Here is an 11955-nt window from a genome sequence, read left to right on the forward strand (position 1 = left end):
TCCCGCGCGGCCGGGCGAGGGGTGCGTGGGACGGCACCCGACGGGGCCGGGGCGGGTGCGGAACCCGCGCCGGCCCTGCGTCGGGTGGTGCGCGGCTACCTCGACCACCTCACCGTGGAGCGCGGCCTGTCGGCGAACACCCTCACCTCGTACCGTCGGGATCTGGAGCGTTACCTGGGCACCCTGGCCGCCGCCGGGGTGACCGACCTGGCGTCGGTCGGCACCGGGCAGGTCGAGGCGCACCTGGCCCGGCTGCGCGCCGGCGACGACGACCACCCGCCGCTGGCGGTGACCTCGGCGGCGCGGGCCGCGTCCGCCGTGCGCGGGCTGCACCGCTTCGCCGTCCGGGAGGGGTTGGCCGGGGCGGACCCCAGCCGGGACGTCCGCCCGCCGCCCGCGGCCCGCCGGTTGCCCCGGGCGCTGCCGGTCGACGACGTGGCCCGGCTGCTGGAGACCGCCGGCCCGGTCACCGCCACCGGCGACGGGGCGGCCCTCGCGCTGCGTGACCGGGCGCTGCTGGAGTTCCTGTACGGCACCGGCGCGCGGATCTCCGAGGCGGTCGGTGCCGCCGTCGACGACCTGGACGTCGACGAGGGCACCGCCCTGCTGCGCGGCAAGGGCGGCCGGACCCGGCTGGTGCCGATCGGCGGGTACGCCGTCGAGGCGCTGCGGGCCTACCTGGTGCGGGCCCGGCCGGGCCTGGTCGCCGCCGGTCGGGGCACCCCGACGGTCTTCGTCAACGCCCGGGGCGGGCCGTTGACCCGGCAGGGCGCGTGGACGGTGCTGCGGCGCGTTGCCGGGCGGGCCGGGCTGCCGGTGGACGGACCGCACGCGGTCTCCCCGCACACCCTGCGCCACTCCTACGCCACCCACCTGCTCGACGGCGGCGCCGACGTGCGGGTGGTGCAGGAACTGCTCGGCCACGCCTCGGTGACCACCACCCAGGTGTACACGTTGGTCACGGTGCAACGGCTGCGCGAGGTGTACGCCACGACCCACCCCCGGGCCCGGGACGCGGACCCGCCGTCGGGCCGCTGACCGGCCGCTACGCCCGACACGCCGGACCGGTGCCGAACGCGCTGGTCGTCGGTGGCGTAGAGTCGGCATCGGCGCGGACCTCCTGGAGCGACAACCGGGGTGCGCAGCGGCGCCGCGAAGGACGTCGGACAGCTCCGATGCCGGGTGGTCGTCGGGAGGGGGCAACGAGGACATGGCTGGCAACGGTGATCGTGCCGACGCCTGGACGTCGGAGCTCCGTGAGCAGCAGGCGTCACTCGGCGCCGACCTTGGTCCGGCCGACCCGGCCGCCTACACGATGCGCAAGCCGATCCCCGAGCCGATGCCCACCGACCGGCACGGCCCGGCCCGGATCATCGCGATGGCCAACCAGAAGGGTGGGGTGGGCAAGACCACCACCACCATCAACCTGGGTGCTGCCCTGGCCGAGTACGGCCGCAAGGTGCTGCTTGTCGACTTCGACCCGCAGGGCGCGCTGTCGGTGGGTCTCGGCGTCAACCCGCACAACCTCGACCTGTCGGTCTACAACCTGCTCATGCAGGACGACGTGATGGCCGAGGACGTCCTGATCAAGACGGATGTGGCCGGCCTGCACATCCTGCCCGCCAACATCGACCTCTCCGCCGCCGAGATCCAGCTGGTCAACGAGGTCGCCCGGGAGATGGCCCTGGCCCGGGTGCTGCGCAACGTGCGCAAGGAGTACGACTACATCCTGATCGACTGCCAGCCCTCGCTGGGCCTGCTGGCGATCAACGCGCTGACCGTCGCGCACGGGGTGCTCATCCCGCTCGAATGCGAGTTCTTCAGCCTGCGCGGGGTGGCGCTGCTGCTGGACACCATCGACAAGGTGCGTGAGCGGCTCAACTTCGACCTGGAACTCGAAGGCATCCTCGCCACCATGTACGACAGCCGCACCACCCACTGCCGGCAGGTGCTCCAGCGGGTGGTCGAGGCGTTCGGCGACAAGGTCTACCAGACGGTCATCACCAAGACGGTGAAGTTCCCCGAGTCCACGGTGGCCGGTGCCCCGATCACGACGCTCGACCCGGCCTCCTCGGGGGCCCGCAACTACCGGCAGTTGGCCCGTGAGGTGATCGCGGCCCAGGCCGACCGGTAGGTCGGGGTGCACCCTCGGGCGTCCCGGACGGCGACGACGTCCGGGACGTGGACTACGGTCGTCCGGTGACCGCGCCACCGCTGGATCCGCCGACGGCCCCGCAGCAGCCGCCCGTGCTGGCTGCCGAGGTCGCCGCCGACCCGGCGGGGGTGCCGCAGGCCGGGCAGAGCGCCGGCTTCACCGTCCGGCTGGCGAACTTCACCGGCCCGTTCGACCTGCTGCTGCAACTGATCAGCAAGCACAAGCTGGACGTCACCGAGGTGGCCCTGCACACCGTCACCGACGAGTTCATCGCCTACATCCGCGCCATGGGCGACGAGTGGGACCTCGACGAGACCAGCGAGTTCCTGCTCATCGCCGCCACCCTGCTCGACCTGAAAGCGGCCCGGCTGCTGCCCTCGGCCGAGGTGGAGGACGAGGAGGACCTCGCCCTGCTGGAGGCGCGGGACCTGCTCTTCGCCCGGCTGTTGCAGTACAAGGCGTACAAGGAGGCGGCGGCGCACATCGCCGAACTGGAGGCGGTCGGCGGGCGACGCTACCCCCGCGCGGTCACCCTGGAGGCCCGCTACGCCGACGCCCTGCCCGACCTGGTGCTCGGCGTCGGCCCGGAGCGGCTGCTGCGGCTGGCGGTGCGGGCGATGACCCCGAAGCCGGTGCCCGAGGTCTCCATCGCGCACGTGCACCTGGTCCGGGTCAGCGTCCGGGAGCACGCGACGATCCTCGCCGAACGGCTGCGCCGGGCCGGTATCGCCACCTTCACCCTGCTCTGCGCGGACTGCGAGATCACCCTGGAGGTGGTGGCCCGCTTCCTGGCCCTGCTGGAGCTGTACCGGGAGGGGCTGGTGGCGTTCGTCCAGGAGGAGGCCCTGGAGGAGCTGACCGTACGCTGGACCGGTCCCGCCGACGGCGACGCCGATCTGCACGTCGACGAGTACGCCGGCACCCCCGCCGACGCCGACGACACTGGTCCCGCCCCGGGCGGATCCGCCGCCCCGGCGGCTGTCCCGGACGGCCCCACCGATCCGGGCCCCACCGGTCCGGGCCCCACCGGTCCGGGCCCCACCGGTCCGGGCCCCACCGGTCCGGGCCCCACCGGTCCGGGCCCCACCGGTCCGGGCCCCACCGGTCCGGGCCCCACCGGTCCGGGGTCCGCCGGCCCGGGGTCCGCCGGCCCGGCGGGCGAAGCCGCGACGACGCAGGAGACGCGATGAGCGACGAGGAGCGCCAGGACTCCCTGGCCGATCAGGCCGCGGCCTGGATCCCCCCGTGGGAGCGCCCCACCGCCCGGCAGCAGCCCGCGCCCGCCCCGACCGGCACCGACAGCGAGGCGGACGCGGCACCACCCGCCGATCCGGGTGCTCCGCCGACGGAGGCGGTGTCCGCAGACCCCACCGCCCCGACGGCTCCCGGAGCCGCTGGCGAACCGGCGGCTCCCGCAGCCCCTGCTGAACCGGTGGCTCCCGCAGCCCCGGCTGAGCCGGTGGTTTCCGGAGCCCCGGCTGAGCCGGCTGTTCCCGGAGCCCCGGCTGAACCGGCATCAGCGGACGGGACCGGTGCGGGTGGGGTCGGTGCGGTCGGGGCTGGTCTCGGCTCGGGCCCGGACGCCGCGGCGGCGGGGGAGCGGGACCCGGTGGGCGTGCCGAAGCGGCGGCCGGCGGGACGGCGGCGGGCGGCTGTCGCGCCGCCACCGGCACCCGAACTCGACGACGCGGAGCTGCGCGGCGCACTGGAGGCCATCCTTCTCGTGGTCGACGAGCCGGTCAGCGAGCTGGTGCTCGCCCAGGTGCTGGAACAGTCCCCGGAGCGGATCGGACCGGTGCTCGACGACATCGCCGCCGGCTACACCGCCGCCGGGCACGGCTTCGAGCTGCGCCGGGCGGCCGGGGGCTGGCGGCTCTACACCCGGCCGGAATACGCGGCCCACGTCGAGCGGTTCGTCCTGGACGGGCAGTCGGTACGGTTGACCCAGGCCGCGCTGGAGACGCTCGCGGTGATCGCCTACAAGCAACCGGTGACCCGGGGTCGGGTCTCGGCCATCCGGGGTGTCAACTGCGACGGGGTGCTCCGTACCCTGGTCTCCCGAGGGTTGGTCGAGGAGTGCGGCGCCGAACCGGACAGTGGGGCGTTCCTCTACCGGACCACCACGATGTTCCTGGAGAAGCTGGGCCTGGACTCGGTCGCCGACCTGCCCCCGCTCGCCCCGTTCCTCCCCGACGACGTAGAAGAGCTTGCCGATGCCACGCGATGACCGTTCCCCCAAGCCCGACGCCCCCGTGTACGAGGGTGCCGAACGCCTCCAGAAGGTGCTCGCCGCCGCCGGTGTCGGGTCCCGACGTGCCTGCGAAGATCTGATCTTCCGGCGTCGGGTGACCGTGGACGGCCGGGTCGCCCACCTCGGCGACAAGGTCGACCCCGCCACCGCCGTGATCCACGTCGACGGGGAACGCCTCCAGGCCGACAACCGCCTGGTCTACGTGGCGATGAACAAGCCGCGCGGGGTGGTCACCACCATGTCGGACAACAAGGGCCGCAACGAGTTGGCCGAGTTCATCGGCAACCGGGTCGAGCAGCGGGTCTACCACGTCGGGCGGCTCGACGCCGACAGTGAGGGCCTGCTGCTGCTCACCAACGACGGGACCCTCACCCACAAGCTGATGCACCCGTCGTACCAGGTGCTCAAGACCTACCTGGCCGAGGTGGCCGGGCCGATCCCGCGTAACCTCGGCAAGCGGCTGCTGGCCGGGGTCGAGCTGGAGGACGGGCCGGTGAAGGTCGACTCGTTCAAGGTGGTGGACACCCTGGGTAAAACCGCCCAGGTGGAGCTGAGCCTGCACGAGGGGCGCAAGCACATCGTCCGGCGGCTGCTGGCCGAGGTCGGGCACCCGGTGTCCCGGCTGGTGCGTACCTCGATCGGTCCGATCAAGCTCGGTGACCTGCGCACCGGGCGGATCCGGCGGCTGACCAACGCGGAGGTCGCCGCCCTGTTCAAGGCCGTGGGTGACTGACCGGAGTCGCAGCGGGTACGTGTGCCGGTAGGCTTCCCCGCGGCCCAACGGGCCGACGGGTGGCGTGCGTCGCCCCCGACGGCGGCGCGCGTGGCCGACCCGCGAGGCGCGGGATGATGGACGACGATGGACGACCGCTCAACGGCACCGGAGGAACCGGTGACCCGCGAGGTACGGGCTGAGGAGGACAACGGTGGAGGAAAACGTACGGGCCGGGCGCTGTGTGGTCGCGGTGGACGGACCGTCCGGTTCGGGTAAGTCCACCGTGTCGCGGCGGCTCGCCGTCGACCTCGGTGCCCGCTACCTGGACACCGGCGCGATGTACCGGGCGATCACCTGGGCGGTGCTGCGCTCCGGCGTCGACCTGGCCGACGCCGCCGCGGTGGGCAAGGTCGCCGCCGAGGTCGAGCTGCGCATCGGCACCGACCCCCGGGGGTACGGCGTGACCGTCGACGGGACGGGTGTCGACCAGGAGATCCGGGGCCCCGAGGTGACCGGCGCGGTCTCCGCGGTGGCCGCCGTGCCGGCGGTGCGGGCGTTGCTCGTGGCCCGGCAGCGGGAGCTGATCGCCCAGGCCGGCCGGATCGTCGTCGAGGGCCGCGACATCGGGGGTGTGGTGGCCCCCGACGCCGACCTGAAGGTCTACCTGACCGCCTCCGAGGCGGCCCGGGCCCGACGCCGCAGCGCCGAGGACGCCGCCGACGTCACGGCGACCGCCGCGGACCTGGCCCGGCGGGACCGGCTCGACTCCACCCGCGCGGTCAACCCGCTGCGGCAGATCGCCGACGCCGTCGAACTGGACACCACCGAGCTGGGCATCGACGAGGTCGTCGCCCAGCTGCGGGAGCTGCTCACCGAGCGGGGCGTGGCATGAGCGACGGATGGGTGGAGCTGCGCGAGCCGGAGGTCACCGTCGAGGAGCCGACCGGCCCGCAGCCCGTGGTGGCCGTGGTCGGTCGCCCGAACGTGGGCAAGTCGACGCTGGTCAACCGGATCATCGGCCGGCGGCAGGCGGTCGTGGAGGACGTCCCCGGGGTGACCCGGGACCGGGTGCCCTACGACGCCCAGTGGAACGGCCGCTCGTTCACGGTGGTGGACACCGGCGGCTGGGAACCGGACGCGAAGGACCGGGCGGCGGCGATCGCCGCCCAGGCCGAGACGGCGGTGGTCACCGCCGACGTGGTGATCTTCGTGGTCGACGCCATGGTCGGCTCGACCGATGTGGACGAGGCCGCGGTGAAGATGCTGCGGCGCAGCGCCAAACCGGTGATCCTGGTGGCCAACAAGACCGACAACACCGCCATCGAGATGGAGGCGACCGCGCTGTGGTCGCTGGGCCTCGGTGAGCCGTTCCCGGTCTCCGCGCTGCACGGCCGGGGCTCCGGCGAACTCCTCGACGCGATCCTCGACGCGCTGCCCGACGCGCCCAAGATCGTCGAGAACCGGCCGCGCGGCCCCCGCCGGGTCGCGCTGGTCGGCCGGCCCAACGTCGGCAAGTCCAGCCTGCTCAACCGGTTCTCCGGGGAGGAGCGGGCGGTCGTCGACTCGGTCGCCGGCACCACCGTCGACCCGGTGGACAGCCTGGTGGAGATCGGCGGCGAAACCTGGCAACTGGTCGACACCGCCGGGCTGCGCAAGCGGGTCGGCAAGGCCAGCGGCACCGAGTACTACGCCAGCCTGCGTACCGCCGGGGCCATCGAGGCGGCCGAGGTGGCGGTGGTGCTGCTCGACTCCAGCGAGCCGATCAGCGAGCAGGACCAGCGGATCCTGACCATGGTCGTCGAGGCCGGCCGGGCCCTGGTGATCGCCTTCAACAAGTGGGACCTGGTCGACGCCGACCGCCGGTACTACCTGGACAAGGAGATCGACCGGGAGCTGCGCCGGATCCCCTGGGCGATCCGGCTCAACCTGTCGGCGCAGACCGGCCGGGCCGTCGACAAGCTCGCCCCCGCGCTGCGCAAGGCGTTGGCGAGCTGGGAGACCCGGGTGCCCACGGCACAGCTCAACCAGTGGCTCACCGCCCTGGTCCAGGCCACCCCGCACCCGGTGCGTGGCGGCCGCGCCCCGAAGATCCTCTTCGCGACCCAGGCGGGTGTCTCCCCGCCGAGGTTCGTGCTGTTCACCACCGCGCCGCTGGACGCCGGCTACCAGCGTTTCGTCGAGCGCAAGCTCCGCGAGGAGTTCGGCTTCGAGGGCAGCCCGGTGGAGATCTCGGTACGCCCCCGCAAGAAGCTCGGCCCCGGCGGCCGGGGCAAGGCCCACGGCTGACCCGGCACCTCCAAGGGCTGCCGCTCCCACCCCGGGACGGCAGCCCTTCCGTGCCCCCCTCCTTTCCTAGGACGCTTTAGGGGTGGTGGCGGTGCACACCGACGCGGCAGGGGGCTGTGCGCGCGGTGCGAAGATCCTGCGCTAAGCTGTACCGGCTGCCGCAGGGGAAACCAGGCGGAGAGCATCGGGACGTGGCGCAGCTTGGTAGCGCACTTGACTGGGGGTCAAGGGGTCGTCGGTTCGAATCCGGCCGTCCCGACGCAGCTCAGAGGGCATATCCGATCGATGGATATGCCCTCTTCTAGTAGCTGGGTGACAAACTGAGTGACTACGCCTCAGTGTCGAAGATTCGATCCATGGCGACCGCACCGCCGAGGAGCACCGGCCGTAGTTGGTGCGGGTAGACGCTCTCGGTGACGGTAGTGCCGGAGGGGTGCGCCACCCCGACCGCGCAGCCCGTCATCGTCCTCCCCGCCGCCGGGGACGGCCGCTGCCACGATGCACATGGCTCACTCTTCGCCCCGATGGCGGGCGGCAGGAGCGCGGGTGGCCAGCGCGGTGATGAACGCGACGATCTCGTCGGGGTTCTCCTCGGCCATGAAATGCCCGCTGCCGGTGGCCTGGTAGGTAAGGTCCGGGGCCCATGCGCGCCAGAGCGCGGAGGCGTCGAAGCCGAGCTGGGAGCCCCAGTCCTGGGAGATGACACCGACAGGCATCGTGAGTTGCGCGCCGCGTTCACGGTCGGCGATGTCCATGTCGAGGTCGATGCTGGCCGTCGCGCGGTAGTCGGCCACGATCGAGTCGATCGCGGCGACGGAGCTGTCGACGTAGTAGTCGCGCTCTTCGCGGGTGAAGGTGGTGCCGGTGGGGTCCCAGGCGTCGAGGAAGGAGCCGAAGAACTCGGGACCGACGGCGGCGATCATCTTCTCGGGCAGGCCGGCCGGCTGGGCCATGAGATAGAGGTGCCAGGCGACCTTGGCGTTGACACCGTGCAGGACGGCCCACGTGTCCAGGGTCGGCAGGACGTCGAGGATGCCGAGGTAGCGCACTGCTTCGGGGTGGTCCAGCCCGGTGCGGACCGCGACGAGAGCACCGCGGTCATGGCCGATGAGCCCGAAGTGGTCAAAGCCGAGCTGACGGGTGATGGCGATCACGTCGTTGCCCATCGTGCGCTTGGAGTAGGTGCCCGGATCGTCGGCGACGGGCTTGCCGCTGGCTCCGTAACCGCGAAGGTCGGGAACGATGACGGTGTGGTCGGTCGCGAGTTTCCCGGCGACGTGACGCCACATGTAGTGGGTCTGCGGGAAGCCATGGAGCAGCACGACGGCCGGCCCCTGGCCGCCGACAGCGACGTTGAGGTCGACGCCGGCGTCGCCGACGATCGTGTGGTAGGTGACGTTGTCGATCACGAATGGTGTGGTCACGAGTCCTCCTGGGGTTGGTTGGTGGGGCGGGTTTCGGGATGGCCGGAGAAGAGTCCGGCGGGCAACGTGGTGACGCTGTTGGCGGAGGCGACGAGCGCCGGGATGATCACCGTGTCCACGAGTGCGGACAGGTAGGCGTCGTCGACCGCAAGGCCGTTCGCGTGACGGAGCAGCAGCACCGACCCGACGACCTCGTCGAAGGCGAACGGGCTCGCACCGGTGGGCAGCTCGCCACGAGCAACCGCGGCGTCGATGACCGCCTGCGGCAGCCTGGCCCCCGTGGGACCCGCGGAGCTCTCGATGGCGTCGCACAGTTCGGGGTCTTTCAGCCCGGCTTGGAGCAGCATCAACGCGGTGCCGATGTCGGCCGCAGTCATCGTGCGTTCCAGCCGCCGCACCAGGATCAGGAGGTCCTCGCGCAGGGTGGCCCCCTGCGGCAGCGGGGACGTCGAGTGCTGGGCGGGCCCTGCCTTCACTGCGGCGATGACCATGTCCCGCTTGGATCCCCATCGCCGGTAGAGGCTGGCCTTCGACGTCTGGCAGCGTCGAGCTACCGCCTCGAAGGACACGTCCTCGTACCCGTGCTCAGCGAGGACCTCGAGTACGGCCGCGGTGATCCGACGCTCAAGTTCGGGATCGCGCGGTCGACCACGGGCCCCTGACGACTCCTCATTGCGATACGCCACGTGCCGTATCGTATACCAGGATGTTGACCGTCGACCGACACCCCGTCGGGAACTCGTCCTTAAAGCGTGGATCGTGCATCTCACCGCATCAGAGGGTGTGGCCGGGCGGCCTGTCTCCCGGCACCCGTGCTGGGAGGTGACGTCTGACGGGTAGACGACGGCCGTTTCACCACCTAGCAATCCAGGACGAACACTTAGAGCGAGACGAAGCCCTTGGTCGGAGGCACGAAGCCGCAGCGGTGGCACGCCGCGGCGGAGGGTGGCACCGACCGGTCACGCTGGGTGTTGGCCAACACCGGCAGGTGGCAACCCCGGGCCTGAGCGCGGGCAGACCCGTGTAACGAGGAAGGCGGCTGCCATGCTCAACTCGTTTCTCCAGGCCCTTGCGACCAAACTGGTCGAGGAGATCCTCAAGCGGCTCGTTGAGTGGCTCTCGCCGAAGGTCCTGCACGCCGTGCCGCATCGTGCGTCGCCCAACTGCCCTAGCTGCGGCGGGTACGGCGTCCGCCGGTGGGCCACCGGCGGCATGTGGGTGTTCCTGCCGTCGGTGCTGGCCTTCGCGTTGGGCTTCGGATTCACCCTGCTCGGTGTGCTGCTGGTCGTGCTCACGGTCGTCGCCGTATTGGTATCGGACGGGGCCGGCGGGATCGTGCCCGCCCTGCTCGCGCCGCTCGGTCTTCTGGTCCCTGCCACCCTGATGATCGCAGGCGCGTTCGGTCTTGCCCACTACAACAGCTACCCACCGAAGTGGTGCGCCCGCTGCCACGCCCGGTGGCCGCGCCGTGAGCGAAACGAATATCTGCGGGCGTCAGCCCCGGTGTTGACCTGCGATTGCGGTCAGCGACTGCGGGTGCCCCGCACGGCTGCCGGAACGCGACTGCGCTGCCCCCGCTGCCGAACCGAACACGCCACCCCAGCCCCGGCCCGCCCCTGACACAGGGTCAGCGGCGCCACCGTACCGTTTGGCCCCTGGACCTGGCGGTGTGGGCGCACTCCGCTCTCGGCCGTGACGGGTTGGCACTCGCCAACCGCCTCGTCGAACTCGACGACGTGTAACCAGCATGACGGAGCAGGACGTCAACGACGAGATCCTTGCGGAAGCCCACCGCAACAACCGCTGCATCCCGTCCGGTGACACGTCACCGGCGTGCTCCGCAAGGGTCCAGCCGTTCTTGCGACCCGGACCCGAGACCAGCCCGCATAGGTACTGCCGCGCCCGCCGACGCGGCTACGACCGATGAAACCGAGGCCCGATCCGGGCATGCAGCCGGTCCAACTCTCCACGCCAACGCTCAACATCGACGTCCGTCACAGGCAGACCAACGAACCCGACCCGAAGACGATTCGCCTACTGCCGTTGCAGTACTAAGAGGCGTCTCGTAACTCGGGGCAGCCCGGTCGAGGCGAGCCAGGAGATCGGCGGCCGGTGGCTGAGATGTGGTGCTGGAGGAACGTGACGCGGGAGGCGACGTCGCTATGCGGCAGGGTGCTGAGTTTGTAGCCGTGTTGGGTGTAGGCGGCGACCATGGCGTCATGGGTACGCACGGCTTCGGCGAAGTCTTGGTGTCGTTCGCTGTCCGTGGTGTAGATCTGCGGCCAGGGTGGGGCGATGAACACGCGCTGGTGGTAGCGGAACAGCTGCGCGGCGGCTGTCACGTGTGCGGGAACGGGCTGGCCGAGTAGGAGGTGGTAGCCGACCAGGTCCGGGATCCCTCGGTCGAAGAAGACGGGTCCGGGATGCTGGCTGGCTTGGCGGTAGGAGCGGATCTCCCAACTGAGCATGACCTCGGCGAACAGTCGTGAGTCCCCGGTGTGCAGCGCCTGGCCGCCGATCGACAGCTGGTCCTGGATGATCTGCCGTCCCGCTTCGTCGACGCAGGCGTAGCCGGCACGCCGCAAGCTGTCGATCAGCGTGGTCTTGCCGGCGCCGGGTCCCCCGGTGATGACGATGTACTGGCTGCTCACGTCGTCCTCTCTGATAGGCACGCACTCCTCGTGCCCCCGGGTTTTTCCGCTGGGGGTGATCATCGAGGAAGCATGGGTACAGGTGATCTCCGCAGTCCGCCAGGAGTGGATCCTCCCGTTCGCTGGGCTGCCCCCGCCCAGTTCCGCAAGCTGGTCCGTCTCGTCGCCGAGCGTGGCGGGGACGGGATCGCTGACCGTCGGCCGGGCCGGCGGTGGCCCTCGATCTTCCCGGCCGGGTGCTGCTGGTGGCCGTCTACTGGCGCATGAACCTGGCGATGCGGCAGGTCGGGCCGTTGTTCGTAGTGTCGCATCCCGCCGCGCACCGAGTCATCGACGCGGGTGAAAGTCTGTGCCGGCATTCGACGTCGAGCGGCCGGGGTCGGGCGCGCGGTGGTTCGATGCGAGAAGGATACGCGACCGTTCGCGAGAATCTAACTCATTCGACTCGGCTATTTATCTCCACGTTGTACGGG

At 71.4% G+C, this 11955-nt stretch carries 12 protein-coding genes, 1 tRNA gene and 2 pseudogenes; 10 read left to right on the top strand and 5 right to left on the bottom strand.

Annotated features, from left to right (window positions below; all coding sequences use genetic code 11):
* Window positions 1–21: 21 nt before the first annotated feature.
* The 8 genes from JQN83_RS10205 (at window position 22) to JQN83_RS10240 (ending at window position 7666) form a co-directional block, all read left to right on the top strand.
* Window positions 22–1038, top strand: coding sequence for a site-specific tyrosine recombinase XerD (locus tag JQN83_RS10205; protein WP_208566869.1), 1017 nt, complete (start codon window positions 22–24; stop codon window positions 1036–1038).
* A gap of 172 nt (window positions 1039–1210) precedes the next feature.
* Window positions 1211–2134 carry a ParA family protein gene (locus JQN83_RS10210; RefSeq protein ID WP_067315071.1) on the top strand — a complete coding sequence of 308 codons (924 nt, stop codon included), beginning with the start codon at window positions 1211–1213 and terminating at the stop codon, window positions 2132–2134.
* A 65-nt stretch (window positions 2135–2199) separates the two neighbouring features.
* Window positions 2200–3345, top strand: coding sequence for a segregation and condensation protein A (locus JQN83_RS10215; RefSeq protein WP_208566870.1), 1146 nt, complete (start codon window positions 2200–2202; stop codon window positions 3343–3345).
* On the top strand, window positions 3342–4382 hold the full coding sequence (gene scpB / locus JQN83_RS10220) for an SMC-Scp complex subunit ScpB (RefSeq protein WP_208566871.1): 1041 nt from the start codon (window positions 3342–3344) through the stop codon (window positions 4380–4382). The genes JQN83_RS10215 and scpB overlap by 4 nt, the downstream gene beginning before the upstream one ends.
* Window positions 4369–5139 (top strand): pseudouridine synthase, encoded by a 771-nt coding sequence (locus JQN83_RS10225; RefSeq protein ID WP_208566872.1) that lies wholly within the window; start codon window positions 4369–4371, stop codon window positions 5137–5139. The genes scpB and JQN83_RS10225 overlap by 14 nt, the downstream gene beginning before the upstream one ends.
* A 193-nt stretch (window positions 5140–5332) precedes the next feature.
* Window positions 5333–6013 (top strand): (d)CMP kinase, encoded by a 681-nt coding sequence (cmk, locus tag JQN83_RS10230; protein WP_208566873.1) that lies wholly within the window; start codon window positions 5333–5335, stop codon window positions 6011–6013.
* Window positions 6010–7407, top strand: coding sequence for a ribosome biogenesis GTPase Der (gene der / locus JQN83_RS10235; protein WP_091254560.1), 1398 nt, complete (start codon window positions 6010–6012; stop codon window positions 7405–7407). The genes cmk and der overlap by 4 nt, the downstream gene beginning before the upstream one ends.
* 185 nt (window positions 7408–7592) lie before the next feature.
* A tRNA-Pro gene (locus tag JQN83_RS10240) sits at window positions 7593–7666 on the top strand.
* A gap of 69 nt (window positions 7667–7735) precedes the next feature.
* Here the strand turns inward: JQN83_RS10240 and JQN83_RS33730 are convergent.
* From JQN83_RS33730 to JQN83_RS10250, 3 genes are read right to left on the bottom strand one after another with little or no spacing between them, the layout of a single operon-like run.
* Window positions 7736–7870 (bottom strand): hypothetical protein, encoded by a 135-nt coding sequence (locus JQN83_RS33730; protein ID WP_279632713.1) that lies wholly within the window; start codon window positions 7868–7870, stop codon window positions 7736–7738.
* Window positions 7871–7916: 46 nt separating this feature from the next.
* Window positions 7917–8816, bottom strand: a complete 900-nt coding sequence (locus JQN83_RS10245; protein ID WP_307799153.1) for an alpha/beta fold hydrolase — start codon at window positions 8814–8816, stop codon at window positions 7917–7919.
* Between the two features lie 11 nt (window positions 8817–8827).
* The gene (locus tag JQN83_RS10250; RefSeq protein WP_307799154.1) at window positions 8828–9763 is read right to left on the bottom strand and encodes a TetR/AcrR family transcriptional regulator; all 936 of its coding nucleotides are present in this window, start codon (window positions 9761–9763) and stop codon (window positions 8828–8830) included.
* 112 nt (window positions 9764–9875) lie between these two features.
* Here JQN83_RS10250 and JQN83_RS10255 point away from each other — a divergent pair, with 112 nt between their 5' ends.
* Window positions 9876–10451, top strand: coding sequence for a hypothetical protein (locus JQN83_RS10255; RefSeq protein ID WP_208566874.1), 576 nt, complete (start codon window positions 9876–9878; stop codon window positions 10449–10451).
* A gap of 165 nt (window positions 10452–10616) precedes the next feature.
* Here the strand turns inward: JQN83_RS10255 and JQN83_RS32945 are convergent.
* Window positions 10617–10829: pseudogene (locus JQN83_RS32945) on the bottom strand (IS701 family transposase); the annotation flags it as partial.
* Between the two features lie 53 nt (window positions 10830–10882).
* Complete coding sequence (locus JQN83_RS10260) at window positions 10883–11482, bottom strand: AAA family ATPase (RefSeq protein WP_208566875.1); 600 nt, start codon at window positions 11480–11482, stop codon at window positions 10883–10885.
* 61 nt (window positions 11483–11543) lie between these two features.
* On the opposite strand from JQN83_RS10260, the pseudogene JQN83_RS10265 reads away from it, so the two are divergent.
* A pseudogene (locus tag JQN83_RS10265) lies at window positions 11544–11820 on the top strand (transposase family protein); the annotation flags it as partial.
* Window positions 11821–11955: the final 135 nt, after the last annotated feature.

Origin of the sequence: Micromonospora antibiotica, from assembly GCF_017599305.1 — a bacterium.
In the GTDB taxonomy this organism is placed as follows: domain Bacteria; phylum Actinomycetota; class Actinomycetes; order Mycobacteriales; family Micromonosporaceae; genus Micromonospora; species Micromonospora antibiotica.

Bases quoted from the DNA above. Each gene is read 5' to 3' on its own strand.
- scpB (WP_208566871.1), top strand. From the start codon at position 3,342: ATGAGCGACGAGGAGCGCCAGGACTCCCTGGCCGATCAGGCCGCGGCC.
- der (WP_091254560.1), top strand. From the start codon at position 6,010: ATGAGCGACGGATGGGTGGAGCTGCGCGAGCCGGAGGTCACCGTCGAG.
- JQN83_RS10210 (WP_067315071.1), top strand. From the start codon at position 1,211: ATGGCTGGCAACGGTGATCGTGCCGACGCCTGGACGTCGGAGCTCCGT.
- JQN83_RS10225 (WP_208566872.1), top strand. From the start codon at position 4,369: ATGCCACGCGATGACCGTTCCCCCAAGCCCGACGCCCCCGTGTACGAG.
- JQN83_RS33730 (WP_279632713.1), bottom strand. From the start codon at position 7,870: ATGACGGGCTGCGCGGTCGGGGTGGCGCACCCCTCCGGCACTACCGTC.
- JQN83_RS10255 (WP_208566874.1), top strand. From the start codon at position 9,876: ATGCTCAACTCGTTTCTCCAGGCCCTTGCGACCAAACTGGTCGAGGAG.